The following is a 26,630-nucleotide window of genomic DNA, read 5'->3' as shown; positions in this document are numbered from 1 at the left end:
GGTACAGGAGTCGACTTCTGTGATTTCCGCGGCCGATCCCGTCGAGGTCGGACACAATCGGAAGCGCTCTCGACCAACTTGCTTGCATCCAGGCGTAGTTGGCGCCGACCCGGAGGCCTGGGCGGCAGGAGCGGGACGGTCATGAGGGAGGCGCGGACGTTGTGCGGTGAGTGGGACTACATCGTGGTGGGGGCGGGGTCGGCCGGCTGTGTGCTGGCGGCCAGGCTGTCCGAGGACGGGCGGGCCCGGGTGCTTCTTCTCGAGGCGGGAGGGGAGGACAGCAAGGCGGAGCTTGCGGTGCCCTCCGCCTGGCCCGCGCTCCAGGGCTCCGAGGTCGACTACGGCTACAGCACGGTCCGGCAGGGCGGCGCCGACGGGACCGCGCGGGCCTTTCCGCGGGGGCGCACGCTGGGCGGCTCGGGCGCCATCAACGGCCTCATCCACCTGCGCGGACACCGCGCCGACTACGACCGCTGGGCGGCCCTGGGGTGCACGGGCTGGGGCTTCGACGAGACGTTGCCGTACTTCCGGCGCATGGAGACCGTCCACGGCAAGGACCCGAAGTTCCGCGGCACCGAGGGGCCCTTGTCGCCGGAGACCGCGCGGGAGGGCGGCCACCCCCTCTCCCAGGACTTCGTCGACGCCGCCGCCTCGGTCGGCCACCCGAGGACCGACGACTTCAACGGCGTCGATCAGGAAGGCGTCGGATGGCACGACATGAACATCGCGGGAGGCCGCCGCCAGAGCGCCGCGCACGCCTACCTCCACCCGGCCAGGGACGACCGGCTCAACCTCACCGTCTCGACCGGATCCCGCGCGCTGCGCCTGCTCTTCGACGACGAGCGCGGCGGCGACCGCTGCACCGGCGTGGAGATCGAGCGCCACGGCATGCGGCACACCGTGCGCGCGAGGGCCGAGACGATCGTCAGCTGCGGGGCCGTCGACTCACCCCGCCTCCTGCTGCTCTCCGGCATCGGCCCCGCCGACGAACTGCGGCAGGCGGGCATCACGGTCCGCCACGACCTGCCCGGCGTCGGCCGCAACCTGCACGACCATCCGCTGTGCCCCGTCGTCCACGAAGCCGGCCGCCCCCTGCCCCCGGCGCAGACCAGCCTCGCCGAGACATCCCTGTCATGGCGCAGTGACGCCCGCGCGCAGGGCCCGGACATGCAACTGCTCTGCGTCCACGTGCCGTACCACCCACCGACGATGCCGGTCCCGGCCAACGGATTCACCCTGGCCGTGGCCACCGTGCCCGACAGCCGCGGATCGGTACGGCTGGCCGGTCCCGACCCGCAGGCCCCGCCCCTGATCGACCCGGACTATCTGGGCCGCGAGACGGATGTGCGGCGCATGCTGAAGGGCATCGGGACGGCACGGGAGATCGCGGCGGCGCCGCCCTTCGCCCGGTGGCGCCCGCGCGAGGTGCTTCCCGGGGCCGACGTCACCGACGAGGCCGGGCTGCGGGGCTACCTCGCCGCGGCCGTCGGTCCGTACTTCCACCCCGTGGGCACCTGCGCGATGGGCACGGGACCCGACGCGGTCGTGGCACCGGACCTGACCGTGCGCGGCCTGCGGGGTCTTCGAGTGGTGGACGCCTCGGTGATGCCCACGATCGTGTCGGTCAACACGAACACGGCCACGATGATGATCGCGGAGAAGGCCGCGGACCTGATCCGCGGGAGCGGCGCGCGGCGTCCGCCGGGGTCGGAACCGGGGCCCGTCGTCTGACATGCTGGCGCCGTGCGCGTACTGATCGTGACAGCGGGGAGTTGGGGCGACGTCGCCCCGTACACCGGACTGGGCGTGCGGCTGCGCGCGGCGGGCCACGAAGTGTCGCTGGCCACTCATGAACGTTTCGAGCAGGCGGTGACCGCCCACGGACTCGGCTTCCGGCCGCTGCCCGTCGACCCGCTGAAGGAGCTGGCCTCGCAGGACGGTCAGGGTCTCGCCCGGGCCGTCAGCCCGCCGGTGGCCCTCGCGCGGCTGATGCGGATGACACGGGCGTTCATGCCCCGGCTGACCGACGGGGTCGTGGCCGCCGTGCGCCAAGGCGCCGATGTGGTGCTGAGTTCGACGGTCACCGACCCGGCGTGCGCGGCGCTCGGTGAGGCGCTGGGGCTGCCGAGCCTCGGTGTCTACCTCCAGCCGGTCCCCCCCACCGGCGCCTATCCCCCGATGATCACGAGCGCCCGCACCTTCGGCCCGTACGGCAACCGGCTGGCCGGGCACGCCCTGTGGCTCGGCAGTGAGCAGATCTTCGCCCCCGCCGTCACCGCCCTGCGCCGCGAACTCGGGCTGTCGCGCCGCCGGTTCGGCGGCCCGCTGGGTCTGCCGCGCGGGCGTGGTGTCCTGCACGGCTTCAGTCCCCGGATCGTCCCCCGCCCCGCGGACTGGCCCGCCGGGCACGAGGTGTGCGGCTACTGGTGGCCCGAGGCCCCGCCCGGCTGGCAGCCCGAACCGCGGCTCCTCGACTTCCTCGCCGCCGGACCGCCGCCGGTCTTCGCCGGTTTCGGCAGCTTCGTCACCGCCGAGGCCGAGCGGCTGAGCTCGCTGCTCGCCGAGGCCATGCGCCGCGCGAAGGTGCGCGGCATCGTGCAGGCGGGCTGGAGCGGGCTGCGCGTCGAGAACGACGACGTGATCACGGTGGGCGAGGTCCCGCACGACTGGCTGTTCCCGCGGACGGCCGCCGTGATCCACCACGCGGGCGCCGGCACCACCGCGGCCGCCCTGCGCGCGGGTACCCCCGCCGTTCCCGTACCGGTCCAGCTGGACCAGCACTTCTGGGCCAACCGCGTCCACACGCTGGGCCTTTCGCCGCGTCCGCTGCGCTTCCAGCGCCTGACCGCGTCCTGCCTCGCGCAGGCGATCACCACCGCCGTGCACAGCCCGGTCCTGCGCTCCCGCGCCGAGGGGACGGCGCTCGCACTCGGCCGCGAGGACGGCGCCCGCCGGGTCGTCGAGACCCTCGAAAGGCTGGGGTAGTGGCGGCCGGAGGCAGCGGTCAGGAAACGGCGGCGGCCCGCTCGGTCAGCAGCACCGCCGCGCGTCGGCACCAGTCGCGGGTCTCCCGCTCGAAGGCGAGTCCGCGCAGGCACGTCAGGTAGGGGCCGATCCGCTCGCCGGTGCGCAGGAAGTCGTCCTCCTTTGCGTCACCCCGCAGCCGTACGAGGAACTTCTCCAGGACCTCGATCTTCGCGTCGGCCACCGCGGCGCGCTCCGTGAGCTGCTCGATCACCGGTGCGGCGGCGACGCCGTCGACGGCCTGCACCTTGACCAGCAGATCGTCGCGGATGAAGGACGGCTTCGCGGCGCGGGCGGCGAACCGCTCCATCTCGGCGAGGCCGTCGTCGGTGACCTTGAAAAGCCGCTTGTTGGGGCGGCCCTCCTGGACCACCTCCCGCCCGGTGACCAGGCCTTCGCTCTCCAGCCTCGTCAGTTCGGCGTAGAGCTGTTGGGGCAGCGCGTGCCAGAAGTTGGCCACGCCGATGTCGAAACCCTTGGCCAGCTGATAGCCGCTGTACTCGCCGTCAAGGAGCGCCGCGAGCACCGCGTGCCGAAGAGCCATCGTCCGTTTCCCCTTCCCTTCCGTCACCTCGCCCCCTCATCATAGTCATGCATGTGAGTACTCAGATTCATGACTATGGCGGCGCGGTGCGCCGCCGCAGGATTTCGGGAGGAACCATGACGGGAACCACGACGCACCCGACGGCCGCGCGCTTCCGCGCCGTCGTCGAGCGGCGCGACCTCGGCGCGCTGGAAGAACTGTTCACGCCGGACGTCCGCCTCTACAGCCCGGTGAAGTTCACGCCCTTCGAAGGCCGCCCCATGGTTCTCGGCCTCTTCGGTGTCCTGCTGCGGACGTTCGAGGACTTCCGGTACGTCGGCGGGTACGCGGGCGAGGCGCAGACCAGCGCCGACGGCACCGTGGCGGAGTCGGACGTCCTGCTGTTCCGCACCACCGTGAACGGGAAAGAGGTCCATGGCATCGATCTGCTGCACTTCGACGAGGAGGGCCGGATCAAGGAGTTCACCGTGATGGTCCGCCCGCAATCCGCGGTGCACGCCCTCGGGCAGGCGGTGCACGCGGGCCTCGTCGAAGCAGGCCTGGTCCCGGCCCCGCAGTGACCTGACCCGGTGGCGCCGCTCTGCGCCGGACGAAGGATTCCGTCACCTGCCCGGCCGCAGCCCGCATGCGGTCGCCGCTCCCGGCACGTTGGCTCTTCGTCAGGTAGCACGGGCGATCCCCCGACTCTCGGCGGCGCATGGGTTGTACCGCCTCCCGTGTCACCGGAGGGCAGACTCATGCGTACTACTCGGATATGCGTCCGTGCCGGCCTGACCGTCGCCGCCGCCTCGCTGCCGCTGGCCCTGGGTGCTCCGTCGGCGTTCGCGGGCGACGACCTCACCGTCACCGCCGCCGGATCCACCGTGCGGGCCACCACCACCGCGTGCGGCACCGGAGGCGGCACCGCCTCCCTGATGGGCGCCGCCAACGCCAGCTTCGCCGGAGGGCGGCAGGTGGCGCTGACCAACGGCAGCGCCTCGTGGCAGAACGTCGGCGCCGGTTCCTACACCGTGCTCGTCACCTGCAAGGACGGCACATCCGCCGGGCCCCGTACCGTCACCGTCGGGTCCGCGCCCACGTCCTCGTCGACGACCGCGCCCGCACGCGGCGTCCGCGGTGGGATCGGCGGCGGCAGCGAGGACCGGGGCACGCTCACGCTCGTCGTCGGCGGGACGCTGGTGGCCGCGGCCGCGACCGGTGGCGTCTGGTACCTGCGCCGGCGAGGAACCGCCGGCCGCCCCTGACCCGGGTCCGGTGCCGCCCACCTTTCGCGGGGAAGGGTGGGCGGCAGCCGCACCCCACGCGCCCTTGCCCGCCCCACTGAACCGCCTTACCGTCCTCCCAGCCGACAGGGGAGGGCGCGTTCATGCCACGACCGCTCAGCGTTCAGCTCTACACCGTGCGCGATCAGCTCGTCGCCGACCGGGAGGGGACGCTGCGCCGCCTCGCCGGTGTGGGGTACGGCGCCGTGGAGGCGTACGACGTGCTCGGCGACCCGAAGGGCTTGCGGCGGATCGTCGATGACATCGGGCTCACCGTGTGCGCCGCGCACGCCGTCCGGCCCGAGGAGTGGGACCCGCGGGAGCCGACGCTCGGCCGGTGACCGGCGCGCAGGCCCCGTTCCCGCTACGGCTCCTGAAGTTCCTCGATCGCCCGCGTGAGCCACTGGGTCCAGAACGTCTCCAGGTCGATGCCTGCGCGCAGCACGAGGTGGCGCAGCCGGTCCTCGACGGCGTCCTTCCCCGGCGGGAAGTCGCGCCGTTCGATCTCCTCGTACTCGGCCAACTGGCGCCTGTGCAGGTCGAGATGGCGGCGCAGGTCCTCCTGGACGCCCGCCGTCCCGACGACCGCTGCGGCGCGCAGCCGCAGCAGGAGGGTGTCGCGCATGGGCTTCGGGTCCTGGCTCGCGGCCGTCCAGCGGGCCAGTTCGGCGCGGCCGGCGGGCAGCACCTCGTACTCCTTCTTCTGGCCGCGCGCGGCCCCCTGCCGCGGCAGCGCGCGGATGGCCCCGTCGCGCTCCAGCCTGCCGAGCTCCCGGTAGATCTGCTGGTGCGTGGCCGACCAGAAGTAGCCGATCGACTTGTCGAACCTGCGGGTCAGTTCGAGGCCCGACGACGGCTTCTCCAGGAGGGCGGTGAGGATCGCGTGCGGGAGTGACATGGGGCAATCCTAGGGACGGGGGCGGCGCGCGGACGTGGCCGCGCGGCCCGGAGGGGACCACGCGGCCACGTTCTCACAGCGCCGCGGCCAGCTCCGTGCCCTGCTTGATGGCGCGCTTGGCGTCCAGCTCGGCGGCAACGTCGGCGCCCCCGATGAGATGTGCGGCGACACCGGCCGCGACGAGCTCCTCGTGCAGGTCGCGGCGCGGTTCCTGCCCGGAGCAGAGCACCACCGTGTCGACGGGGATCACGGACGACTGGCCGTCCACGGTGATGTGCAGGCCCGCGTCGTCGATCAGGTCGTAGCTGGCGCCCGCGACCATCGCGACGCCGCGGTGGCGCAGCTCGGTGCGGTGGATCCAGCCGGTCGTCTTGCCGAGGTCCTTGCCGACCTTGGACGTCTTGCGCTGGAGCAGGTGGACGGTGCGCGGCGGCGTCGGCCGCTCGGGCTTGGTCAGACCGCCGCGCTCGCGGTAGTCCATGTCGACGCCCCACTGCCGGAAGTACGTCGCCGGGTCCAGGCTCGCCTTCTCGCCGCCGTCGGTGAGGAACTCGGCGACGTCGAAGCCGATGCCGCCCGCGCCGATGATCGCGACCCGCTCCCCCACCGGCGCTCCGTCGCGCAGCACGTCGAGGTAGCCGACGACGCTCGGGTGGTCGATGCCGGGGATCTCGGGGATGCGAGGCGTGACGCCGGCGGCGACGACCACCTCGTCGTACGCGGCCCGGACGAGGTCGTCGGCGGTGACGACGGTGTTCAGGCGGACGTCGACGCCGCGCAGCGCGAGCTGAGTGCGGAAGTAGCGCAGGGTCTCGTCGAACTCCTCCTTGCCCGGCACCTTGCGGGCGACGTTCAGCTGGCCGCCGATCTCGGGGGCCGCGTCGAAGAGGGTGACGTCATGGCCGCGCTCGGCCGCCGAGACGGCGAAGGCGAGCCCGGCGGGCCCGGCGCCGACGACGGCGAGGCGCTTCTTGGTGCGGGTGGGCGAGAGCACGAGTTCGGTCTCGTGGCAGGCGCGCGGGTTGACCAGGCAGGAGGTGATCTGCAGGTTGAAGGTGTGGTCCAGGCATGCCTGGTTGCAGCCGATGCACGTGTTGATGGCCTCGGACTGCTCGGCCTCGGCCTTGGCGACGAAGTCGGGGTCGGCGAGGAGCGGCCGGGCCAGGGAGACCATGTCGGCGGCGCCGTCGGCGAGCAACTGCTCGGCGATCTCGGGGGTGTTGATGCGGTTGGTGGTGACGAGCGGGACGGAGACCTCGCCCATGACCTTCTTCGTGACGAAGGTGTACGCGCCGCGCGGCACGGAGGTCGCGATGGTGGGGATGCGTGCCTCGTGCCAGCCGATTCCGGTGTTGATGATCGTGGCGCCCGCGGCCTCGATCTCCTTGGCCAGGTGGACGACCTCTTCGAGGGTCGAGCCGCCGGGGACGAGGTCCAGCATGGAGAGGCGGTAGATGATGATGAAGTCCGCGCCGACGCGCTCGCGTATGCGCCGGACGATCTCGACGGGGAAGCGGATGCGGTTCTCGTAGGCGCCACCCCAGCGGTCGGTGCGCTGATTGGTGGGGGCCGCGATGAACTCGTTGATCAAGTAGCCCTCGGAGCCCATGACTTCGACGCCGTCGTAGCCCGCGAGCCTGGCGAGCTCGGCGGCGCGCACGAAGTCCTCGACGGTCTGCTCGACCTCGTCGTCGGTGAGGGCGCGGGGCACGAAGGGGCTGATCGGCGCCTGGATCGCACTCGGCGCGACCAGCTTGTCGTGGTAGGCGTACCGGCCGAAGTGCAGGATCTGCATCGCGATCCTGCCGCCCTCGGCGTGCACCGCCGCCGTGACGGTCGCGTGTTCCGCCGCCTCCGCCTCGGTGGTCAGCTTGGCGCCGCCGTCCCAGGGGCGGCCCAGCTCGTTCGGGGCGATGCCGCCGGTGACGATGAGGCCGACGCCGCCGCGCGCACGGGTCGCGTAGAACTCCGCCATCCGCTCGAAGCCGTTGGGGGCCTCTTCGAGGCCGACGTGCATCGAGCCCATCAGGACCCGGTTGGGCAGGGTCGTGAAGCCCAGGTCGAGCGGGTTCAGCAGGTTCGGGTAACGGCTCATGCGGCCCCTCCGTACGCGGTGTCTACAGGACAGTTGTAGACCAGAGGCAAGCGCTTATGCAACTAGTTGCATAAAGGTGGTCGCGTGGACCTTCGCACACAGCGCGATGTCCGAATCCCGCCAGCCGCGCTCGCGCGCGCGACGCAGACTGGTCCCTGTCAGCACAGAGAACCGCAGGGAACGCGGCACGACCGAGGAGAAGTCCGATGACCGTCTACACGACGACCGACAGCCCGCTGGGCGAGCTGCTCCTGGTGGGCGAGGAGTCGGCCACCGCCAAGGGCGGCACCGCGCTGGCCTCCCTGTCGATGCCGGGCCAGAAGGGCGGCGCCGTCGTCCTGGACGGCTGGGTGCGCGACGACGAGGCGTTCGACGTGATCAGCACGCAGCTGCGCGCGTACTTCGCCGGGAACCTGACCCACTTCGACATCGAGTACGCCACCGGGGCGGGCACGGAATTCCAGCGCAGGGTCTGGGACGCCCTGGACACCGTCCCCTACGGGACCACGACCACGTACGGGCGGCTCGCCGAGCAGCTCGGCCTCTCCCGCGTGGCGGTCCGCGCCCTGGGCAGCGCCATCGGCCGCAATCCGCTGCTCGTCGTGCGCCCCTGCCACCGGGTGATCGGCGCCGACGGCTCCCTGACCGGGTACGCGGGCGGCCTGGAGAGCAAGCGGCGACTCCTCGACCTGGAGGCGGCATGACCACGGCCGCACGGACGCCCGGCGCGGCGGCCGACCCGGCGATCGCCGCCGCGGTCGACTCGGCGGACTGGCCGGCGCTCGCCGCCGAGCTCGACATGCACGGCTGCGCTCTCACACCGAGGCTGCTCGACCCGGCCGGGTGCCGCGACGTCGCCGCGCTCTACGACGACCCCACGCTGTTCCGCTCCACGGTCGACATGGCCAGGCACCGCTTCGGCTCCGGGCAGTACCGCTACTTCACCCACGACCTCCCCTCCCCCGTCGCCGCACTGCGCGCCGCGCTCTACCCGCACCTGCTCACCGTCGCCCGCGACTGGGCGGAGCGCCTTGGCCGCCCGGCGCCCTGGCCCGACTCCCTTAAGGAGTGGCTCGACCGGTGCCACGCGGCGGGCCAGACCAGGTCCGCCCAGATCCTCCTCCGCTACGAGGAGGGCGACTGGAACGCCCTGCACCGCGACCTGTTCGGCGACATGGTCTTCCCGCTTCAGGTCGTCATCGGCCTGGACGAACAGGGCACCGACTACACGGGCGGCGAGTTCCTCCTCGTCGAACAGCGGCCGCGGGCGCAGTCACGGGGCACCTCGACCGTCCTCCGACAGGGCCACGGCCTGATCTTCACCACCCGCGACCGCCCGGTCCGCTCCGCACGCGGCTGGTCGGCGGGACCGGTGCGGCACGGGGTGAGCACGGTGCGGTCGGGGCTGCGTAGGTCCCTGGGACTGGTCTTCCACGACGCGGCGTAGGCGCTGCTCCCCCTTCAGAAGGGACGGGTCCAGCTTCAGAAGGGCCGGGTCCAGCTTCAGAAGGGCCAGGTCCAGTCGGCGACCTCGGGGAGGTCGATGCCGTGTTCGCGGATCCAGGAGTGGTGGCGGGTGCGGGCGTCGGCCATGGCCTGGCGCACCGCTGTCGCGCGTACGGCGAGACCCGGGACGCGGTCGATGACATCCATGACGAGGCGGTAGCGGTCGAGGTCGTTGCGCACGACCATGTCGAACGGCGTGGTCGTGGTGCCCGCCTCCTTGTAGCCGCGCACGTGCAGGTGGGCGTGGCCGGTGCGGCGGTAGGCCAGGCGGTGGATGAGCCAGGGGTAGCCGTGGTAGGCGAAGATCACTGGTTTGTCGGGGGTGAAGAGGGCGTCGTATTCGGCGTCGGCCATGCCGTGCGGGTGTTCCTCGCGGGGCATCATGCGGGCGATGTCGACGACGTTGACGACGCGCACGGCGAGGTCGGGCAGGTGCTCGCGCAGCAGCGCCGCCGCGGCCAGGACCTCTTGGGTGGGCACGTCGCCCGCGCAGGCCAGGACCACGTCGGGTTCCCGCGCGCCGTGGTCGGTGCCGGCCCATTCCCAGACGCCTGCGCCGCGTGCGCAGTGGGCGCGGGCCTCATCGAGGGTGAGCCAGTCGAAGCAGGGCTGTTTGCCGGCGACGACGACGTTGACGTAGTCGCGGCTGTCCAGCACGTGTTCGGTCACCGACAGCAGGGTGTTGGCGTCCGGGGGGAGGTAGACGCGCACGACGTGCGGGCTCTTGTTGAGGACATGGTCGACGAAGCCGGGGTCCTGGTGGGAGAAGCCGTTGTGGTCCTGGCGCCACACGTGCGAGGTCAGGAGGTAGTTCAGGGAGGGCACGGGGGCTCGCCAGGGCAGTTCGCGGGAGGTCTTCAGCCATTTGATGTGCTGGTTGACCATGGAATCAATGATGTGAACGAACGCTTCGTAGCAGGAGAAGAGGCCGTGGCGGCCGGTGAGGGTGTAGCCCTCCAGCCAGCCCTGGCAGAGGTGTTCGGAGAGGATCTCCATGACCCGGCCGTCGCGGGCGAGGTGTTCGTCGGTGTCCAGGGTGCGGGCCTGCCAGGCCTTGCCGGTGGCTTCGTAGAGCGCGTCGAGCCGGTTGGAGGCGGTCTCGTCGGGGCCCACCACACGGAAGTCGCGGCGCTCCGCGGTGTCGGCCATGACCTGTTCGAGCAGAGCGGCGGCGATCCGGGTCGGCTCGTGCAGGGTCGTGCCCGGCTTGTCGACGGGCACGGCGAACCTCTCCAGCGGTGGCAGGGGCAGCGGCCGGGTGAGGCGCCCGCCGTTGGCGTGCGGGGTGGCACCGAGCCGACGGTCACCCTCCGGAAGGCAGGAGCGGACCTGTTGGGTGGGGCGGCCGTCCTCGTCGAAGAGTTCGCGCGGGCGGTAGGAGAGCAGCCACTCCTCCAGCTGCCGCAGGTGGTCGGGGTTGTCGCGGACTCCGGAGAGCGGGACCTGGTGGGCGCGCCAGGTGCCCTCGACGGGCTCGCCGTCCACGGTCTTCGGCCCGGTCCAGCCCTTGGGTGTGCGCAGCACGATCACCGGCCAGCGCGGGCGTTCCGGCACGCCGTCGCTGCGGGCGGCCCGCTGGATGGCGGCGATGCTGTCGAGTGCCTGGTCCATGGCCGTGGCCATCGCCTGGTGGACGGTGAGGGGGGCGTCGCCGCTCACGTGGACGGGCTCGTGGCCGTAGCCGCGCAGCAGCGCGTCGAGTTCGTCCTCGGGCAGCCGGGCGAGGACGGTGGGGTTGGCGATCTTGTAGCCGTTGAGGTGGAGGATCGGCAGGACGGCGCCGTCGTGGACGGGGTCGAGGAACTTGTTGGCGTGCCAGGAGCCGGCCAGCGGTCCGGTCTCCGCCTCCCCGTCCCCGATCACACAGGCGACCAGCAGGTCCGGGTTGTCGAGCGCGGCACCATAGGCGTGGGCCAGGGAGTAGCCCAGCTCGCCGCCCTCATGGATCGAGCCGGGCGTCTCGGGCGCCACGTGGCTCGGCACGCCACCGGGGAAGGAGAACTGGCGGAACAGTTTCGCCATGCCCGCCCCGTCCCGCGTGATGTCGGGGTAGACCTCGCTGTAGGAGCCCTCCAGCCAGGAATTGGCCAGCACGGCCGGGCCCCCGTGCCCGGGACCCCAGATGCACAGCGTGTCCAGGTCGCGTTCCTTGATGACACGGTTGAGGTGGGTGTGGACGAGGTTGAGGCCGGGAGAGGTGCCCCAGTGCCCGAGCAGGCGCGGCTTGATGTGCTCGGGCCGCAACGGCTCCCTCAGCAGCGGGTTGCTCATCAGGTAGATCTGACCGGCGGCCAGATAGTTCGCCGCCCGCCAATGGGCGTCGAGTGCCGCCAGGTGGTCCTTTGCCAGGGGTGCCACGGAGTTCTCTCCTCGCAGTGTCGGGGCGTACGACCGTTTCGGGTACGGCGCGCTGCTGCTCGGGTTCCACGCGAGCGGCGGGTCAGTCGTACGGGACGCGGCCTGCGCTTCGTCACACGTCAGCGTCGGCGTCGGCCGTGCGGAACGGCTGATGCCGCATCCAGCACATCAGCCGTGCGGGAGGCCCGCCACCGGGCACGCCGGAGCGGGGCGGTACGGCGGGACGGCGCCGGGCGGCACAGCGGACCGGCGCCGGGCGGCGTCAGTGGCCGCTCTTGACCGCCCGCAACAGGACGAACTTGGGGTCGCTCGCCACGACCTCGGCGTTGCCGAAGAGCTTGCGGAGCTTCACGTGGTAGCCGAGGTGGCGGTTGCCGATGACCCACAGCTCGCCGCCGGGGCGCAGCGCGGCGCGGGCTCCGGTGAACATGCGGCGGGCGGTCGCGCCGGTCGTGGCCTGGTGGCTGTGGAAGGGCGGGTTGTTCAGGACGAGGTCCACCGTCCCCGGCGCCACGGCCGCGAGGGCGTCGCCCGCCACGAAGTGCGCCTTGGCACCGTCGGCGGCGTTGGCCCGGAAGGTGGCCTCGGCGGAGGCGACGGCCTGGAACGACTCGTCGATGAAGGTGACCGTGGCGTCGGGGTCCGCGACGGATGCGGCGGTGCCGAGCACGCCGTTGCCGCAGCCGAGGTCGACGACGTGGGCGCCGCCGCGGGCGCGGGGCAGGTGCTTGAGGAAGAAGCGGGTGCCGATGTCGAGCCGGTCGGCGCAGAAGATGCCCGCGTGGTTGACGGCGGTGAGGCCGGCGCCGGCGCCGGAGTCGGCGGGCAGCACGTAGCGGCCGGGCCAGGGGTTGGCTTCCGGCGTGCGCTCCGGGTCCGGGGTGCTGAAGATCAGCCGCGCCTTCTGCCGGGCCAGTGAGGTTCTGGTCGGCCCGATGATCCGCTCGAAGAGCTCAAGGGTCGACGTATGGATCTCGGTCACCATGCCCGTACCGACGACGACGGTGCCCTCGTGCACGACGGGCGCGAGCCGGTGCAGCTGGTCCTCCAGGAGCGCGAGGCTCTTCGGTACGCGGACCAGGAGTACGTCGACGCGTGCGGGCGGTGCGTCCCTGGTCGTCAGGAGCCGCGCCGAGTCCGGCGCGTGGCCGGCCCGCGCGAGGTTGGCCCGGGTGGCCTGCTGGGCGAGGAAGGAGTCGGTGATCTGCACGGGCACGCGCGCGTGCCCGGCGAGTGCGGTGGTCAGGGCGCCCCATCGGTCCCCGACGACGACCACGGTTTCGGGCTCCGGTCCGCAGAGGTCGACGGTCGCGGCGCCCTCCTCCCCCGCCAGGTGCCGCAGCAGGTAGGCGTCCGCCGCCGACCAGGCGCGCAGCTGCTCGCGGGGGTCCTCCGGGTAGCGGGTGAGGTCGTACGCGCCCCATGACGTGCTCAAACGGTTCATCGTGCTCTCAGGCTAACGGAGAGTCCTTTGTGTCACGATCGGCACAGACCCGCGGCCGGGGCGCCACTACGGTCGACGTCATGATCGTATGGCTCAACGGAACCCATGGCGCGGGCAAGACGACGACCGCCGCACTGGTGCAGCAACTCCTGCCGGACTCACGGGTGTTCGATGCCGAGAAGGTCGGCGAGACGCTGATGGACATCAGACCGGGGCTGCCCTGGACGGGCAACTTCCAGCACTGGCCGCCGTGGCGGCCGCTCGTCGTCGAGACCGCCCGCCAGGTGCTCGACTACACCGGCGGCACCCTGGTGATGCCGATGACCGTCCTGGTCGAGCAGTACTGGCGCGAGATCAGCTCGGGTCTCGCCCAACACGGGATCCCCGTACTCCACTTCGTCCTCCACGCCGACCAGGACGCCCTCCGCGCGCGCATCGACGGCGACACCGCGCTCGGCCCTTCGTCGTTCCGCCACGCCCACGTCGAGCCCTACGCCGAGGCGGCCCGCACCTGGCTGCACGCCGAGGCCGAAGTCGTCGACACGACGCACCTCACCCCCGCCGAGGCCGCCCTGCGCATCGCGGAAACCGTCAAGAGCCAAGAGCTGAATCCGGCGGTTCGAGGACCGGGGTGACGTCCGCGTCGTAGGGCGACGGGGGGAATTCCCGGACCGGCGGGTCGGCGTCCTCGCTCACCGCTGCGGAGCCGGCTCGAACCAGGTGGCGCCGTCCGCCATCGCCTGCTTGATCCGGAACAGCGAGAACTCGTGCAGCCGGGGCAGCGCGTCCACGTCGAACCACGCCACTTCCAGCGACTCGTCGTCGTTCACCCGGGCCTCGCCGCCGACGGCACGGCAGCGCAGGGTGATGTCCATGTACTGGCAGATGTCGCCGTTGTCGTAGGTGACCGGCTCCAGCGCCTGCACCAGGACCACCCGCTCGGGCACGCAGTGCACGGCCGTCTCCTCGTACACCTCGCGCACCGCGCACTCCGCGGGCTGCTCACCCGGCTCCGGGATGCCGCCGATCACGGACCACCTGCCGTTGTCGGAGCGCCGCCCGAGCAGCACTCTTCCCTCGTCGTCGAAGACGATGGCGGTGACTCCGGGGAGCCAGAGCAGTTGCTGGCCCGCGGCGGCCCGGATCGTATGGATGAAGTCGGGAGTAGCCATGCTCCGACCCTAACGGCGCCGCGTCATTGCCCCTGCCCGGACCAAGGATTACGGCTGCGCGGTGCGCCGGATCCGCACCGCCGACGTCACGGCCCAGCCGAGTCCGCCCGCGGCGATCAGCACCAGAACGCCCTCGGGCAGGACGCCCAGCCGGGTGGCCGGGGTCCGTGACGAGCGCAGCGGCACCTCCTCGACGAGCGAGTCGGCGGTGTACCACGTCGTCTTCGCCCTGACCTTGCCGTCCGGCATGATCACGGCGCTGACTCCGCTGGTCACCGGCACCGCGACGGCGCGGCTGTGCTCGACCGCGCGGATCCGGGACATCGCGAGCTGCTGGTAGGTCATCTCGCTGCGGTCGAAGGTGGCGTTGTTGCTGGGCACCGAGATGATCTGCGCGCCGTGGGTGACGGTGTCGCGCACGGCCCAGTCGAAGGCGGCCTCGTAACACGTCGCGATGCCCACCCGGGTTCCCGCCATGGTGAAGACGCCGGGCTCGGCGCCGCGGCTGAAGTCCTGGCGCACCTTGTCGACGTCGCTGCTGAACGAGCTGATGAGGGAGCGCAGCGGGATGTACTCGCCGAAGGGCTGGATCTGCCGCTTGTCGTACGTGTCCGTGGGGCCCTTCCTCGGGTCCCAGAGGATCTGCTCGTTGTAGAGCTTGCCGTCCTCCTTCTCGACGACGCCGCCGATGGAGACCGGCACTCCGATCGCCGCCACCGCGCGCTCGATCGCGCGGCGCGCCTCGGGGTCGGTGAACGGGTCGACGTCGGAGGAGTTCTCCGGCCACAGGACCAGGTCCGGGTGCTTGGCCTTGCCCGCCTTCACTTCGGCGGCAAGGCGTTCGGTCTCGCGTACGTGGTGGTCGAGTACGGCGCGGCGCTGCGCGTTGAAGTCGAGTCCCGCGCGCGGGACGTTGCCCTGGATCGCTGCGATGGTCGCGGTGCCGTCCTCGGCCTTGTCGCTGACGCACGCGAGCGCGGCGAACGCGCCGCCCACCGGGACGAGCACGCTGAGCGCCGCCGCGGCGGCCGCCCCGCGGCGCACGGTGCGGGCGCCGCGCGCGTCGCGGATGCGGCGGACCTGGCGGAAGGTCTCGTAGAGGCCGAAGCCGCAGAGGACGACGGCGAAACCGAGCACGGGAGTGCCGCCGAGCGCGGCGAGCGGCAGGAAGACGCCGTCCGCCTGACCGAAGGCGACCTTGCCCCAGGGGAAGCCGTTGAACGGCACGCGCGCGCGTGCCGCCTCGCCCGCGACCCACAGGGCCGCCGCCCAGAGCGGATACCCGGGCAGCCGTGAGACGGCCGCGATGCCCGCGCCGACCAGGGCGACGAAGACCGCCTCCACGGCGGCGAGCGCGAGCCACGGGCCGGGGCCGACCTCGACGCCGGTCCATACGAGGAGCGGGAGCAGGAAGCCGAGGCCGAAGAGGTAGCCGAGGCCGAGGCCCGCCTTCCAGGTACGGCCGTGCAGACACCAGGCGAGGAGCCCGAAGGCGGGGAGCGCCAGCCACCACAGGGTGCGGGGCGGGAAGCTGACGTAGAGCAGCACTCCGGAGAGGGCCGCCACGGCGGCGGGCACGAGCCGTCGCAGGGCGCGTGCGGCGCGGGCGGCCTGCGGGGGCTGGGGATCGAGCTGATCCGGCTCTACGGGGGCGGTGGTGGCGGTCACCCGGGGAGTGTACGGCGCCTCAGCCGGGCGCCGACAGGTCGGTCGGCCCAGGCGGCGAGGGGTGCTCGCGACCGCGTTCGCGGAATCGTTTCCGCACGACTGGCCCCACAGCGGGGCGCCAGCCGTTAGCGTGTGGCCGGGCCCCCGTGGCCCGGCCGGTCCACGCCATCGTGGGGCGGTCCGTGCCGGTGGGGTCCGGCATACACCGGGGGGCGACGGGGTGGGGTCGACGGGGACGGCTGTGCCGGCGGGTCCGGCAGCGGCGCGGGAACGGCGGAGCGCGTCCGACGCGACGGGTGGCGCGCTGCTCGGCGCGTGCGCCGCCTGGGCGCTGATCACCGCGGGTGTGCACGGCGGCAGCCCCGAGGGTCTGCTCCTCGCGGTCCTCGCCGTGGCGGCGGGCTACTCCGGCGGACGGATCTGCGGGGCGCTGCTTCCCGTCGCCGCGCCATGTGCGGGGGCGCTCGCGGGGCTCGGGCTCGCGGTGGCCGCGCCGCACTCCGCGGCGGACCCCTCTTCTTCGGGCCACGCCGGTGCCACGGCCGCCCTGCTGATCCTTGCGGCGGGTGCGGCCTGCTGCGCGGCGTGGGCGGCCCGGACTCCCGCGGCCCGCCGCGCGCTACGGCTGCTCGCCGCCGGGGTCGCGGTCGCCGCGGCGGTGCTCGGCTCACCGGTCGGGTGCGCGGGCGCCGCCCTGGTGCTGCTCTGCTCGCTCGCGGCGGCCCGGATGCGCGGCAGGACGCTGGGCCTCGCCGGGCTCGCGGTCGTGGCGGTGCTGGTCACCGGTGTCTGCGTCGCGGTGGCCGACGACGCGCTGCCGGGCGGGCTCGCGGTTCCCGTGGAGGGCGGGCTCGGCCGCCACCGTGTGCTGCTGTGGCAGGACGCGCTGGGTCTCGCGGAGCGGGACCCCGCCATGGGCGTGGGTCCTGGGCGGTTCGGCGAGGTGAGGCCGGTGGTCGCCGAGGACCTGCCGACGGACGGGAAGCCGCATTCGGCGCCGTTGCAGCAGGCGTCGGAGCAGGGTCTTGTCGGGGCGGCGCTGCTGGCCGCGGTGTTCTGCTGGCTGCTGTTCGCCCTGTGGCGTTCGCCCGGCACCACCCAGGTCGTGCTGTCGGCGGGCACGGCCCTGACGGCGCTGACCGCCGTGGCGGCGGCGGGCAACGCCCTGAGCGTGACGACGGTGACGACGGGTGCGGGGCTCCTCGCCGGGATCGCCACGGCGCGGCCGCTGGGCGACGGCGTACGGGACGGCCCGGACCGTCCGGTCAGGGCCCGCTGTCCTTGAGGCCGAGGCGGGCCCGGATGACGCGCACCGCCGCCTCGGCGTTGTCCACCGTCACCGTGAACTTGTGGCCGTCGCCCAGGCTGAGCACCATCCCCTCGCCGCGCCGGACCACGACGGCGGTGCCCTTCTCGGGCCGCCAGCGGTAGCCCCAGCCGCCCCACTGCCGGGGCGTGACGGCGGGCGCGAAGTCGGCGCCGACGACGTGGGAGAGCGGGATGAGGCGGCGCGGCAGTCCCAGATGGCCGCAGCGCACCTCGAGGTAGTCCTCGTCGACCTTCACCGCCACGTGCACGAAGGCGAGCGTCCCGAAGAGCATCAGGAGCCCGACGGTGATACAGCCCACCACGGACATGACCAGCGGGGCGATGCCGGAGGTCCACATGGAGTCCACGGCGAGCTCGACGCCGAGCGCCACACAGGCGGCGCCGGCGCAGGCCAGGAGCCACTGGGCGCGGTTGGTCGCGCGTCCGGTCCAGACTTCGAGCGGGCTGTCGGAAGCGGCCCGCTCGCCCGGGGCTTGGTCCCTCATGCTTCGAGACTACTCAGAATCCCCCACGAAGCCACCCGATCACTCACGGTCATCACTGGCGCGGAGCAGAGCCCGGCAGAGGACGGGCCGGACGCCGAAGCCGGGTCTCAGAGCGCCGGGCTGACCGCCGCGAGCATGCGCCCCTCCGCGTACGCGAGCGCCGACGGCGGCAACTGCCCCTCGCGGCCACTGAGCAGAACGGTGAGACCGGGCGGCGCGGCCGTGGCGTTCGTGCCGGCGAGCGCTCCGGTCCTGCGCAGCGCCTGGGCGGCCACCGCGCCGGCCGAGCCGTGCAGGACCAGGGGCGGCAGACCGGGCTGCTGGACGGCGGCGCGGATGCGCTCGGCGACCAGCTCGTAATGGGTGCAGCCCAGGACGACGGCCCTTACATCGGGCGGTGTGAGGGCCGCGGCGGCGGCGATCGTCTCGTCGATGGCCTTCTCGTCCGCGTACTCCACGGCGTCGGCGAGGCCGGGGCAGGGCACCTCGGTGACATCGACGCCACCGGCGAAGTCGTCGATGAGCCCTCGCTGGTACGGGCTGCCGGTGGTGGCGGGGGTGGCCCAGATGGCCACGGGGCCGCCGCCCGCGGCCGCGGGCTTGATCGCCGGTACGGTCCCGATGACCGGGATCCCGGGCTCCAGGTGGGCCCGCAGCGTGGGCAGCGCGTGCACGGAAGCGGTGTTGCAGGCGACGATCAGCGCGTCGGGGCGGTGCGCGGCGGCGGCCTCGGCCACGGCGAGGGCGCGCCCCGTGAGGTCCTTCGGAGTACGCGGTCCCCAGGGCATCCCGTCCGGGTCCGAGGAGAGTACGAGATCGACGTCGGGCCGCAGGCGACGTACCGCGGCCGCCGCGGCGATCAGTCCGATACCGGAGTCCATGAGCGCGATCTTCACCCGGTCACCATAGTCGATGGGCCCCACAGGCACCGTCCCGTGGGGCAGACTTCGGGGGATGAGCGCCGTTGCGTGGACCGCCACCGGATCACTTGCCGCGTGGCTGTGGCTGTTGTTGGGGCAGGGCTTCTTCTGGCGTACGGATGTCCGTCTGCCACCGCGCAGGGACCCGGCCCCCTGGCCGTCGGTCTGTGTCGTCGTCCCCGCCCGCGACGAGGCGGCCGTACTCCCCCGGAGTCTGCCCTCGCTGCTCGCGCAGGACTATCCGGGGCGGGCCGAGGTCTTCCTCGTCGACGACGGCAGTTCGGACGGTACGGGCGAGCTGGCCCGCGCGCTGGCCGAGCGCCACGGCGGCCTGCCCCTGACCGTCGGCTCCCCCGGCGAGCCGCCCACGGGGTGGACGGGCAAGCTCTGGGCAATGCGCCACGGAATCGGCCTCGCCCGCGCACGGAAGCCCGAATACCTGCTGCTCACCGACGCGGACATCGCCCACGAGCCGGACAGCCTGCGCCAGTTGGTGGCGGCGGCGCACGGCGGCGGCTTCGACCTCGTCTCCCTCATGGCCCGGCTGCGGGTGGCGAGCGTGTGGGAGCGCCTGGTGGTCCCGGCGTTCGTCTACTTCTTCGCGCAGCTCTACCCCTTCCGCCGCATCGGCAGGAGGGGTTCGCGGACGGCCGCGGCGGCCGGCGGCTGCGTCCTGCTGCGTACGGATGCGGCCGAGCGCGCCCGGATCCCAGACGCCATCCGGCAGGCCGTGATCGACGACGTGGCGCTGGCGCGGGCGGTGAAGCGCTCCGGCGGCCACATCTGGCTCGGGCTCGCCGAACGTGTCGACAGCGTGCGCCCGTATCCGCGCCTGGGTGACCTGTGGCGGATGGTGTCGCGCAGCGCGTACGCGCAACTGCGGCACCATCCGCTGCTGCTGACCGGCACGGTCGGCGGCCTGGCTCTGGTGTATCTCGCCCCGCCCGTGACGCTGTTCGCCGGTCTCGCGACGGGGAGCCGCGCGGCGGCGGTGGCCGGCGGCCTCGCCTGGCTGGTGATGACCGCGACGTACCTGCCGATGCTGCGCTACTACCGTCAGCCGCTCTGGCTCGCGCCCCTGCTGCCCGGCACCGCGTTCCTGTACCTCCTGATGACCGTGGACTCGGCGGTGCAGCACTACAGGGGGCGCGGTGCGGCGTGGAAGGGGCGTACGTACGCCCGTCCCGACGCCGCCGCCCCCGAACCCCCGTCCTCGCCCTCGCCCTCGCCCTCGCCCGAGCAGCCCTGACGGGTCACTTCCTGCCGGGCGTCCAGTTCATGCCCCATCCGTAGACGTGGTCGATGGTGCGCTGCGGGCTCACTCCGCGGTCCGGTACCAGGTAGCGGGCCTCGCGCTGGACGACGAGGTCGCCGCCGTTGTTGGTGAGCAGAGCCAGCGCGCACACGGTCGAGGGGACCGTGCACTCGTCGAGGGAGAAGTCGACCGGGGCGCCGTGCTGGGGCTGGAGGGTGACCGTGGCGTTGAGGTCGGCGAAGCTGCGCGCGCCTTCGTAGATGGTCACGAAGATGACGATGCGCCGGAAGTCCTTGATGTGGTCGAGGTTGATGGTGAGGTTCTCGCCGGTGGCGACGGCGCCGGTGCGGTCGTCGCCGTCGAGCAGGATGTACGGCGGCTGGTGCAGCGCTCCGAAGGCGTTGCCGAGCGCCTGGACTACTCCCTTGCGGCCGTCGGCGAGTTCGTAGAGGGCGCAGAGGTCGAGGTCGAGGTCGGCGTGCATGGCGACGGCTCTGCCGAGTTTGGCGCCCCACCCCTTGAACTGCTTGCGCACCTCCCAGTTGAGATTGACGCGCATGCCACCCGAGGTGCCGCCCTGCTTGGTCAGGGAGACGGAAGGGGCGTCCTTCGTCAGCGTGACTTTGGTCAGGCGCACGGGGGCGGGGGCGGGTGGCGCTGCGGCGGGCGGGGGCGGGGCCTGGACTGCCGGGGGCACGGGGGGTGCCGGGGGCGCTGGGGCCGGAGGGGCCACTGGGGCCGGAGGGGAGACCGGAGCCGGAGCGACCGGGGTGCCCTGGGCGGGCGTCGGCTGCTGCGGCTCGTCCACCGAGATGCCGTAGTCCGTCGCGAGGCCTTCGAGGCCGCTGCCGTACCCCTGTCCGACGGCGCGGAACTTCCACGCGCCCTGGCGCCGGTAGAGCTCGCCGAGGACGAAGGCGGTCTCCACGGTGGCATCCGAGCTGTCGTAGCGGGCGAGTTCGGCGCCGCTGGACACGTCGAGGACGCGAATGTACAGACTGGGCACCTGCCCGAAGGTGCCGCCGTCGGCCGACGCCGCGAGCACCACGGTCTCGATCTCCGGTTCCACACGCGCGAGGTCGACCGCAAGGACATCGCTCACACCGGTGCCGGAGCGCTGCTTGCCCTCGTGCCGCACCGCTCCCGAGGAATGAGCCGGCTGGTTGTAGAAGACGAAGTCCGCGTCCGAGCGCACCTTCCCCGACGAGGAGAGAAGCAGCGCGGACGCGTCGGCGTCCGGTACGCCGACTCCGGCGCCCCACCCCAGTTCGATCCGTACCGCGGGTGCCGGTACGGGAACATTCGATCCTTTAGACATTGACATGTCCGCCCCCATCACAAGTAGCCGCGTCCGGCGGGGCCGCCGTTTCCGTTCATGACCAACCTATTACCCGGCGGCCTGCGGCCGGGTCCACGACCACCACGGGCCATGTCCCACGCGCCCGACTACCCGAGGCCACCATCGCTCTGGAGCAGTTGGCCGTTGATCCACCCTCCCGCTGCCGAGCACAGGAACGAGACGAGGTTCGCGCAGTCCTGCGGCACGCCGAGGCGCCCCAGAGGCGTGCTGCGGACCATCTCCGCCTTCTGCTCCTCAGTCATCCACCCGGTGTCGGTCGGTCCGGGATTGACCGAGTTGCAGGTCACTCCCAGATGGGCGAGTTCACGGGTGGCGGCCGACGTGATCCGGTCCATCGCTCCCTTGCTCGCCCCATAAGGGAGGTTGCCCGCGGTGTGGTCGCTGGTCAGGCTGACGATGCGGCCGCTGCCGTGCTGCCCGCGAAACCGCAGCCCGTACTCCCGGATCAGCAGCCAGGTCGCCCGCGCGTTGACCGCGAAGTGCCGGTCGAAGCTCTCCACCGTGGTGTCCAGCAGGCCGGAGTTGACCGACTCGCAATGGCAGAGCACCAGCGCGGTGACGTTCCCCAACTCACGCTCGATGCCGTCGAAGAGCCGAGCGGGCACGGCCGGGTCGCTCAGATCTGCCTCGACCGCGAGTGTTCTGGCCCCGTCGGACGCCACCTTCTTCCGCAACGCTTCGGCCGCGCCGGGCTCCGTCCCCCACTGCATGCGCGCGTCGTACGGAGTCCAGTAAGTGAAGGCCACGTCCCACCCGCCCCGAGCGAGATCCAGCACCACCGACGCCCCGATCCCTGCCGAACGCCCCACCCCCGTGACCAAGGCAAGCGGACGCCCCGCCTCTCCCCCGCCCCGCCGACTCCCCACGAGCGCCTCACCAGTCATGAGTCTCATCCTGACGAGCCACCCATCACCTGGCACCCGATTTTCCCGGGCCCCCGCCAGGTTCCGCACCGCCGCGCGCGACGGCGGTTGGTGTGGATCAGCCACTCACTGACGCAACGACTTCGAGGATGAGGTGCCCCAGGCCGCAGGGAGCGAACCGCTCCGGCTCTCGGCGGATCCGGGCTAGATGGCCCAAGTCCACATCACGGGCCCAGTCATGCGTGGTGTTGATCCAGTCAGCTCTTGATCCATCCATTCCGCGAGTATCCGGTCTCTCGTTCCGCTCAGGGCGGCTCCCCTGGGCGGGAGGCCGGAAACCCGGCCCTTCTTCCTGCGGTTCGCGCGGAACGCAATTGCTCGGTCAGGTCTCTCACTAGCCGTACGGCTGTACCCCCTCTGAGAGGAGTTGTTCTGCATGATGCGTCGCGTTCGTGTCCTGCTGCTGACCGCCCTGGCGCTGGTCGCGGCCTCGGTGGTGTCGTCCGCTCCGGCCTCCGCCGTCATCGGCGGGTCCAAGAGCACCTACGGCCCGTGGGCCGTCCGCATGCTCGTCGACGGCAAACCGGCCTGCACCGGGACGGCGGTCGCCCGCCAGTGGATCCTCACCGCCTCGCACTGCTTCTACGAGCAGGCGCAGCCGGTCGCCGACAAGCGGATCTCCTTCCGCGTGGGCAATCTCGACATGCGCAGGGGCACCAAGGTCCGCCCCATCCCCCACAAGCGCGTCGGCAGCGCGCACTCCGACATGATGCTCGTCAAGGTCCCGCCGATGAACGTCCGCACGGCGCGCCTGTCCACGGTCGGCGTCCGCGTCGGCCAGGCCGTGCGTCAGTACGGGTGGGGCGCTACCTGCACGACGGACGAGAGCGCCTGCCAGTCGCCCGTCCTCAAGCAGTCGGACCTGAAGGTCGTACGGCCGGACGACCCCCGCTGCGCGAACCACACCATTCCGGGCGGCCCCGACTTCTGCATGAAGAAGGTGAAGGGGATTCCCGCCGGGGGTGACTCCGGCGGCCCGGTGATGACCGTCGGCCCGCGCGGCACCGAAACCCTCATCGGCGTCTTCAACGGCTCCGACCGCGAGAAGAGCGCCGAGGCCGGAGAGGTCTCCCAGCAGCTCTCCTGGATCCGCTCCGTCATCCGGCGATAGCGCCGACGCGCGGCTGAGGCAGGCACTCCGGTGGACCCTGGGCGAGCGTGGACCTTCCGCCTCAAGTGCCCCGGCGTGAGCCTCAGTCGCCACAGGCGACCGGCTCAGGACCGGCGTCGGTCGCGTCGGTCGCGTCGGTCGCGTCGAGCACAGCGTCACCGTTCGCCCTCGCCCACTCGGTCAACATGTGGATCGGGTCGATCAACGTCGCCCCGAGCGGGGTGAGCTCGTACTCGACACGGGGCGGCGCCTCGGCGTAGGCGTGGCGGCGGACGAGTCCGTGCGCCTGGAGCCGTCGGAGCGTCTGGGTGAGCATCTTGCGGGAGATGCCGCCGATCAACTCGATCAACTCGCCATGGCGCACCGGGCCCTTGCTCAGGCCGTAGAGCACGACCACCGTCCACTTGTCGGCGATCAGCTCGACCGCCAGACGCGCCGGGCAGTCGGCGAGAAAGGGATCACCGGGGCCGAAACCGCTCATGGGGCCCAAGCTACCTGCGCCGAAGGCACTTGCTGGTTCCTGTCGGAAACCTAGCGTTGGTTCTCCTCTTCCCTACCTACCAGGAGAGCCATGCGAGCCATCACCCAGCAGACGTTCGGCGGCCCCGAGGTGCTCACCATCGTGGACGCGCCGGAGCCCCGGCCCCTGCCGACCGAGGTCCTCGTCCGCGTCAGGGCGATCGGGCTCAACCCGCTGGAGGCGCGCCTGCGCGCCGGAGAGTTCCCGCTGATCGGCCGACCGCCGTTCGTCCTCGGCTGGGACATCAGCGGCGTGGTCGTGGGGACGCCGCAGACGTGGCGGTTCAGGCCCGGCGACGAGGTGTTCGGGATGCCGCTGTTCCCACGGGCCGCGAACGCGTACGCCGAGGTCGTGGCGTCTCCCGCCTTGCACCTGGCGCGAAAGCCGGCGGCGCTCTCGCACGTCGAGGCGTCGGCGCTGCCGATCGTCGGGCTGACGGCGTGGCAGGGCCTCGTCGACCTCGCCGGCGTGAAGGAGGGCGACCGCGTCCTGGTCCACGGCGGTGGCGGCGGGGTCGGTCACGTCGCGGTCCAGATCGCGAAAGCGCTCGGCGCGCACGTGATCACGACCGTCGGCCGGAGCAAGCGGGAGTTCGTCGAGGGGCTCGGCGCCGACGAGGTGATCGACTACACGGCGGTCGACTTCACCGAGAAGATCCGCGACATCGACGTCGTGCTCGACACGATCGGCGGCGACACCGTCGAGCGCTCGCTCGACGTGCTCCGCCCGGGCGGCCACCTCGTGACGGCGGTCGCCGAGCAGGACGCGAGGCTCGCCGCCAGGTACGAGGCGGCCGGCGTGCACTTCAGCGGCATAGCGGTCGACCCCGATCCGCTCGCCCTGCGAGCTCTCGTCGAACTCGTCGAACACGGCAGGCTCCGGGTGCATGTACAGCGGACGTTCCCTTTCGAACGCGTCGCCGACGCACACCGACTGCTCGACGAAGGCCACCTCTTGGGCAAGCTCGTCCTCACCGTCTGATGCCGTCTGATGCCGTTCGGCGCGGGCCGGCGCCTCCGACAAAGCCTTTGCGCGGGCCGCCGCCCGAATGATGAGGTGGAGCGGTGACGGACCATGAGGTGGAGGCGACGGTACGACCGCGGACGCTGGCTTGGGTGAAGCGGCATCTGGATGACGGTGAACGGGTCGTCGAGGCCGTGGCGCTGCACGGCGGCATCACGGCCGACATGCGAAGGCTCACCATCCGCACGCGGAGCGGAGGCACCCGGGGCCTGGTTCTGCGAAACTTCGTCGACCCGTACTACGTGCGGCAGGCCGTGGACTTGCTGGGCCGCGAGAGCGACGCCCTGCGACTGCTCACGGCGACCGGTGTCCCGGCACCCGAGCTGGTCGCGGTCGATCCGGCCGCAGCGCACTGCGAGTACCCGTCGCTCCTGATGACCCACCTGGAGGGCCGGCCGGCCCTCCACGACGAGGGGTTGGAGACACGTGTTCCGCTGCTGGCACGTCAGCTCGTGGCGATTCACGCGGTACGCCCCGGCCGGCCGCCCCGGAAGTACGTGGCGCTGACGACCGCCGAGAGCGTCGTAGTGCCGAAGGGCGCCGACGCGACGGTATGGGCCGCGGCGATCGACGTGATCCGCAAGCCTGCGCCGCCCCATGAAGAGCGCTTCCTGCACCGGGACTTCCAGCCCGGGAACGTGCTGTTCGACGAGGCGCCCGCGCAGTCGGCCGGTGCCCTGATCACCGGCGTCGTCGACTGGGCGGCGACCTCCAGCGGCCCGGCGGATCTCGACGTGGCGCACTGCTCGGCCAGTCTCGCGCTGCTGCACGGCCCGGCGTGGGGGCTGCGGTTCACCGAGGCGTACGAGGAGGCCGGCGGGGTGCTGGCCGCCGCCGCGAGCGAGCGGCTGTACTGGCAGGTGCGGGACGCGCTGGCGAGCTCGGAGGAGGTGCGGGAATTGGCCGAGCTGTGGCGGGAGGCAGGAAGGGCGGAGCTGACGACGCGCGTCGTGGAGGAACGGCTGGACGCCTACGTCACCGCCCTGATGGACGCACAGAGCTGAGCGCACCCCCGAAGCGAAGGGGCGGCCCCTTTCCGCCACCGGTCCCCGCGAACTGTGCCGAAGCCCGTGCCGGTGCCACTCCGATGCCGACGCCACTGCGGACTCTCCCGCCTCAGGCGGTGGACGCCGCCGATACCCCCACCGCACCGGTATGTCGACCTGTCAATCGGGCAAAATTGGCGCAAAAAGGATGACCCCAAGATTGGGACTCCCCAACCAGCACATCAAGGGCTTAACTTATGGAGCATGACCTCCCCCCGCTCCACCTATGGCGGCGGTTACTACTCCGCGCCGTCCTTCCCGGACACCCCTATCTACGACTCCCTCGTCGCCGAGCGGGGCACTCCGCAGATCGCCCCGATCCGGGTTCCCTCCGCGTACGACTCGGGCAGTCACCTGCCCGCGCTTCCGGCCGCGCTGCCCGCCCTGCCGGCCGCGCCGTCCCACCCCAACCCCGCGTACGGCTACGCGCAGGCCCAGCAGCCCGCACCGCTGCAGCAGGCGCCGTCGCAGTACATCCCACAACAGGCCGGTGGCCCGCGCGGCTACCCGGGCGCCCAGCCCCAGCGTCCCGCCCAGGGCACGGGGTACGAGGCGATGCGCCCCGCGGCCCCTCGTCCCGCCCCGGCGACGTACGAGGATCCGTACAACCGCCCCTACCGCGGGTACTGACCGCGCGCGGCCATCCCTGTCAGTGACCGCCGACAGGATGGCCGCATGCCGCGTCCG

At 72.2% G+C, this 26,630-nt stretch carries 26 protein-coding genes; 14 read left to right on the top strand and 12 right to left on the bottom strand.

The features are described from left to right. Nucleotides 1–141: 141 nt before the first annotated feature. Both ACFVYR_RS31105 and ACFVYR_RS31100 read left to right on the top strand, forming a co-directional pair. The gene (locus tag ACFVYR_RS31105) at nucleotides 142–1,731 is read left to right on the top strand and encodes a GMC family oxidoreductase (RefSeq protein WP_384258966.1); all 1,590 of its coding nucleotides are present in this window, start codon (nucleotides 142–144) and stop codon (nucleotides 1,729–1,731) included. A gap of 12 nt (nucleotides 1,732–1,743) precedes the next feature. Then, the gene (locus tag ACFVYR_RS31100) at nucleotides 1,744–2,985 is read left to right on the top strand and encodes a glycosyltransferase (RefSeq protein WP_384258968.1); all 1,242 of its coding nucleotides are present in this window, start codon (nucleotides 1,744–1,746) and stop codon (nucleotides 2,983–2,985) included. A 19-nt stretch (nucleotides 2,986–3,004) separates the two neighbouring features. Here the strand turns inward: ACFVYR_RS31100 and ACFVYR_RS31095 are convergent, their stop codons facing one another. Next, nucleotides 3,005–3,568, bottom strand: coding sequence for a PadR family transcriptional regulator (locus ACFVYR_RS31095; protein ID WP_384258970.1), 564 nt, complete (start codon nucleotides 3,566–3,568; stop codon nucleotides 3,005–3,007). Nucleotides 3,569–3,684: 116 nt separating this feature from the next. On the opposite strand from ACFVYR_RS31095, the gene ACFVYR_RS31090 reads away from it, so the two are divergent. From ACFVYR_RS31090 to ACFVYR_RS31080, 3 genes are all read left to right on the top strand, one after another. Beyond that, nucleotides 3,685–4,128 carry a nuclear transport factor 2 family protein gene (locus ACFVYR_RS31090; RefSeq protein WP_384258972.1) on the top strand — a complete coding sequence of 148 codons (444 nt, stop codon included), beginning with the start codon at nucleotides 3,685–3,687 and terminating at the stop codon, nucleotides 4,126–4,128. A gap of 177 nt (nucleotides 4,129–4,305) precedes the next feature. Continuing rightward, complete coding sequence (locus tag ACFVYR_RS31085; RefSeq protein WP_384258974.1) at nucleotides 4,306–4,812, top strand: hypothetical protein; 507 nt, start codon at nucleotides 4,306–4,308, stop codon at nucleotides 4,810–4,812. Between the two features lie 122 nt (nucleotides 4,813–4,934). Continuing rightward, nucleotides 4,935–5,171 carry a hypothetical protein gene (locus ACFVYR_RS31080; protein ID WP_384258976.1) on the top strand — a complete coding sequence of 79 codons (237 nt, stop codon included), beginning with the start codon at nucleotides 4,935–4,937 and terminating at the stop codon, nucleotides 5,169–5,171. 23 nt (nucleotides 5,172–5,194) lie between these two features. Here the strand turns inward: ACFVYR_RS31080 and ACFVYR_RS31075 are convergent, their stop codons facing one another. Then, nucleotides 5,195–5,728: a PadR family transcriptional regulator gene (locus ACFVYR_RS31075; protein ID WP_384258978.1), complete on the bottom strand. Its 534-nt coding sequence runs from the start codon at nucleotides 5,726–5,728 to the stop codon at nucleotides 5,195–5,197. 73 nt (nucleotides 5,729–5,801) lie between these two features. Then, nucleotides 5,802–7,823: an FAD-dependent oxidoreductase gene (locus ACFVYR_RS31070; RefSeq protein WP_384258981.1), complete on the bottom strand. Its 2,022-nt coding sequence runs from the start codon at nucleotides 7,821–7,823 to the stop codon at nucleotides 5,802–5,804. Between the two features lie 206 nt (nucleotides 7,824–8,029). On the opposite strand from ACFVYR_RS31070, the gene ACFVYR_RS31065 reads away from it, so the two are divergent. Then, on the top strand, nucleotides 8,030–8,527 hold the full coding sequence (locus ACFVYR_RS31065; protein WP_384258983.1) for a methylated-DNA--[protein]-cysteine S-methyltransferase: 498 nt from the start codon (nucleotides 8,030–8,032) through the stop codon (nucleotides 8,525–8,527). Then, on the top strand, nucleotides 8,524–9,270 hold the full coding sequence (locus ACFVYR_RS31060; RefSeq protein ID WP_384258985.1) for a 2OG-Fe(II) oxygenase: 747 nt from the start codon (nucleotides 8,524–8,526) through the stop codon (nucleotides 9,268–9,270). The genes ACFVYR_RS31065 and ACFVYR_RS31060 overlap by 4 nt, the downstream gene beginning before the upstream one ends. Before the next feature lie 56 nt (nucleotides 9,271–9,326). Here the strand turns inward: ACFVYR_RS31060 and ACFVYR_RS31055 are convergent, their stop codons facing one another. Further along, nucleotides 9,327–11,705 carry a phosphoketolase gene (locus ACFVYR_RS31055; protein WP_384259057.1) on the bottom strand — a complete coding sequence of 793 codons (2,379 nt, stop codon included), beginning with the start codon at nucleotides 11,703–11,705 and terminating at the stop codon, nucleotides 9,327–9,329. A gap of 244 nt (nucleotides 11,706–11,949) precedes the next feature. Further along, the gene (locus tag ACFVYR_RS31050; RefSeq protein WP_384258987.1) at nucleotides 11,950–13,131 is read right to left on the bottom strand and encodes a methyltransferase; all 1,182 of its coding nucleotides are present in this window, start codon (nucleotides 13,129–13,131) and stop codon (nucleotides 11,950–11,952) included. Between the two features lie 80 nt (nucleotides 13,132–13,211). Here ACFVYR_RS31050 and ACFVYR_RS31045 point away from each other — a divergent pair, with 80 nt between their 5' ends. Then, nucleotides 13,212–13,766 carry an ATP-binding protein gene (locus tag ACFVYR_RS31045; protein ID WP_384258989.1) on the top strand — a complete coding sequence of 185 codons (555 nt, stop codon included), beginning with the start codon at nucleotides 13,212–13,214 and terminating at the stop codon, nucleotides 13,764–13,766. A 57-nt stretch (nucleotides 13,767–13,823) separates the two neighbouring features. On the opposite strand, the gene ACFVYR_RS31040 is transcribed toward ACFVYR_RS31045, so the two are convergent. Together ACFVYR_RS31040 and lnt are read right to left on the bottom strand one after the other, a co-directional pair. Next, entirely contained in the window at nucleotides 13,824–14,303 is a 480-nt protein-coding gene (locus ACFVYR_RS31040; protein WP_384258991.1) for an NUDIX domain-containing protein, read from the bottom strand. A 48-nt stretch (nucleotides 14,304–14,351) separates the two neighbouring features. Beyond that, entirely contained in the window at nucleotides 14,352–15,971 is a 1,620-nt protein-coding gene (lnt, locus tag ACFVYR_RS31035; protein WP_384258993.1) for an apolipoprotein N-acyltransferase, read from the bottom strand. Between the two features lie 241 nt (nucleotides 15,972–16,212). On the opposite strand from lnt, the gene ACFVYR_RS31030 reads away from it, so the two are divergent. After that, a complete protein-coding gene (locus ACFVYR_RS31030) occupies nucleotides 16,213–17,256 on the top strand; it encodes an O-antigen ligase family protein (protein WP_384258996.1) in 1,044 nt (347 codons plus the stop codon). On the opposite strand, the gene ACFVYR_RS31025 is transcribed toward ACFVYR_RS31030, so the two are convergent. Next, on the bottom strand, nucleotides 17,237–17,785 hold the full coding sequence (locus tag ACFVYR_RS31025; protein WP_384258998.1) for a hypothetical protein: 549 nt from the start codon (nucleotides 17,783–17,785) through the stop codon (nucleotides 17,237–17,239). The genes ACFVYR_RS31030 and ACFVYR_RS31025 overlap by 20 nt on opposite strands. A 107-nt stretch (nucleotides 17,786–17,892) precedes the next feature. Then, nucleotides 17,893–18,681 carry a glutamate racemase gene (locus ACFVYR_RS31020; RefSeq protein WP_384259000.1) on the bottom strand — a complete coding sequence of 263 codons (789 nt, stop codon included), beginning with the start codon at nucleotides 18,679–18,681 and terminating at the stop codon, nucleotides 17,893–17,895. Between the two features lie 58 nt (nucleotides 18,682–18,739). Here ACFVYR_RS31020 and ACFVYR_RS31015 point away from each other — a divergent pair, with 58 nt between their 5' ends. Beyond that, entirely contained in the window at nucleotides 18,740–19,954 is a 1,215-nt protein-coding gene (locus ACFVYR_RS31015; RefSeq protein ID WP_384259002.1) for a glycosyltransferase, read from the top strand. Between the two features lie 4 nt (nucleotides 19,955–19,958). On the opposite strand, the gene ACFVYR_RS31010 is transcribed toward ACFVYR_RS31015, so the two are convergent. Beyond that, complete coding sequence (locus ACFVYR_RS31010) at nucleotides 19,959–21,284, bottom strand: TerD family protein (RefSeq protein WP_384259004.1); 1,326 nt, start codon at nucleotides 21,282–21,284, stop codon at nucleotides 19,959–19,961. Between the two features lie 122 nt (nucleotides 21,285–21,406). Beyond that, the gene (locus ACFVYR_RS31005) at nucleotides 21,407–22,204 is read right to left on the bottom strand and encodes an SDR family oxidoreductase (protein WP_384259006.1); all 798 of its coding nucleotides are present in this window, start codon (nucleotides 22,202–22,204) and stop codon (nucleotides 21,407–21,409) included. Between the two features lie 415 nt (nucleotides 22,205–22,619). On the opposite strand from ACFVYR_RS31005, the gene ACFVYR_RS31000 reads away from it, so the two are divergent. Then, nucleotides 22,620–23,354 (top strand): S1 family peptidase, encoded by a 735-nt coding sequence (locus tag ACFVYR_RS31000; protein ID WP_384259009.1) that lies wholly within the window; start codon nucleotides 22,620–22,622, stop codon nucleotides 23,352–23,354. Nucleotides 23,355–23,436: 82 nt separating this feature from the next. Here the strand turns inward: ACFVYR_RS31000 and ACFVYR_RS30995 are convergent, their stop codons facing one another. Further along, entirely contained in the window at nucleotides 23,437–23,835 is a 399-nt protein-coding gene (locus ACFVYR_RS30995; protein ID WP_384259011.1) for a winged helix-turn-helix transcriptional regulator, read from the bottom strand. Between the two features lie 90 nt (nucleotides 23,836–23,925). On the opposite strand from ACFVYR_RS30995, the gene ACFVYR_RS30990 reads away from it, so the two are divergent. The 3 genes from ACFVYR_RS30990 (at nucleotide 23,926) to ACFVYR_RS30980 (ending at nucleotide 26,573) form a co-directional block, all read left to right on the top strand. Continuing rightward, the gene (locus ACFVYR_RS30990) at nucleotides 23,926–24,855 is read left to right on the top strand and encodes an NADP-dependent oxidoreductase (protein ID WP_384259014.1); all 930 of its coding nucleotides are present in this window, start codon (nucleotides 23,926–23,928) and stop codon (nucleotides 24,853–24,855) included. Between the two features lie 83 nt (nucleotides 24,856–24,938). Beyond that, nucleotides 24,939–25,901 (top strand): phosphotransferase family protein, encoded by a 963-nt coding sequence (locus ACFVYR_RS30985; protein WP_384259016.1) that lies wholly within the window; start codon nucleotides 24,939–24,941, stop codon nucleotides 25,899–25,901. A gap of 246 nt (nucleotides 25,902–26,147) precedes the next feature. Further along, entirely contained in the window at nucleotides 26,148–26,573 is a 426-nt protein-coding gene (locus ACFVYR_RS30980; protein ID WP_384259018.1) for a DUF6643 family protein, read from the top strand. Nucleotides 26,574–26,630 lie beyond the last annotated feature (57 nt).

The organism is Streptomyces sp. NPDC058284, assembly GCF_042881135.1.
Classification (GTDB): domain Bacteria; phylum Actinomycetota; class Actinomycetes; order Streptomycetales; family Streptomycetaceae; genus Streptomyces.
This window is presented reverse-complemented; position numbering and strand designations above follow the sequence as displayed.

Excerpts from the sequence above, each read along its gene's own strand:
- ACFVYR_RS31060 (WP_384258985.1), top strand. The coding sequence starts at position 8,524 with ATGACCACGGCCGCACGGACGCCCGGCGCGGCGGCCGACCCGGCGATC.
- ACFVYR_RS31025 (WP_384258998.1), bottom strand. The coding sequence starts at position 17,785 with ATGAGGGACCAAGCCCCGGGCGAGCGGGCCGCTTCCGACAGCCCGCTC.
- ACFVYR_RS31105 (WP_384258966.1), top strand. The coding sequence starts at position 142 with ATGAGGGAGGCGCGGACGTTGTGCGGTGAGTGGGACTACATCGTGGTG.
- ACFVYR_RS31050 (WP_384258987.1), bottom strand. The coding sequence starts at position 13,131 with ATGAACCGTTTGAGCACGTCATGGGGCGCGTACGACCTCACCCGCTAC.
- ACFVYR_RS31065 (WP_384258983.1), top strand. The coding sequence starts at position 8,030 with ATGACCGTCTACACGACGACCGACAGCCCGCTGGGCGAGCTGCTCCTG.
- ACFVYR_RS31095 (WP_384258970.1), bottom strand. The coding sequence starts at position 3,568 with ATGGCTCTTCGGCACGCGGTGCTCGCGGCGCTCCTTGACGGCGAGTAC.
- ACFVYR_RS30980 (WP_384259018.1), top strand. The coding sequence starts at position 26,148 with ATGACCTCCCCCCGCTCCACCTATGGCGGCGGTTACTACTCCGCGCCG.
- ACFVYR_RS31090 (WP_384258972.1), top strand. The coding sequence starts at position 3,685 with ATGACGGGAACCACGACGCACCCGACGGCCGCGCGCTTCCGCGCCGTC.
- ACFVYR_RS31075 (WP_384258978.1), bottom strand. The coding sequence starts at position 5,728 with ATGTCACTCCCGCACGCGATCCTCACCGCCCTCCTGGAGAAGCCGTCG.
- ACFVYR_RS31000 (WP_384259009.1), top strand. The coding sequence starts at position 22,620 with ATGATGCGTCGCGTTCGTGTCCTGCTGCTGACCGCCCTGGCGCTGGTC.
- ACFVYR_RS31015 (WP_384259002.1), top strand. The coding sequence starts at position 18,740 with ATGAGCGCCGTTGCGTGGACCGCCACCGGATCACTTGCCGCGTGGCTG.
- ACFVYR_RS31070 (WP_384258981.1), bottom strand. The coding sequence starts at position 7,823 with ATGAGCCGTTACCCGAACCTGCTGAACCCGCTCGACCTGGGCTTCACG.
- ACFVYR_RS31045 (WP_384258989.1), top strand. The coding sequence starts at position 13,212 with ATGATCGTATGGCTCAACGGAACCCATGGCGCGGGCAAGACGACGACC.
- ACFVYR_RS31040 (WP_384258991.1), bottom strand. The coding sequence starts at position 14,303 with ATGGCTACTCCCGACTTCATCCATACGATCCGGGCCGCCGCGGGCCAG.
- ACFVYR_RS30995 (WP_384259011.1), bottom strand. The coding sequence starts at position 23,835 with ATGAGCGGTTTCGGCCCCGGTGATCCCTTTCTCGCCGACTGCCCGGCG.
- ACFVYR_RS31080 (WP_384258976.1), top strand. The coding sequence starts at position 4,935 with ATGCCACGACCGCTCAGCGTTCAGCTCTACACCGTGCGCGATCAGCTC.
- ACFVYR_RS31005 (WP_384259006.1), bottom strand. The coding sequence starts at position 22,204 with ATGACTGGTGAGGCGCTCGTGGGGAGTCGGCGGGGCGGGGGAGAGGCG.
- ACFVYR_RS31010 (WP_384259004.1), bottom strand. The coding sequence starts at position 21,284 with ATGTCAATGTCTAAAGGATCGAATGTTCCCGTACCGGCACCCGCGGTA.
- ACFVYR_RS30990 (WP_384259014.1), top strand. The coding sequence starts at position 23,926 with ATGCGAGCCATCACCCAGCAGACGTTCGGCGGCCCCGAGGTGCTCACC.
- ACFVYR_RS31085 (WP_384258974.1), top strand. The coding sequence starts at position 4,306 with ATGCGTACTACTCGGATATGCGTCCGTGCCGGCCTGACCGTCGCCGCC.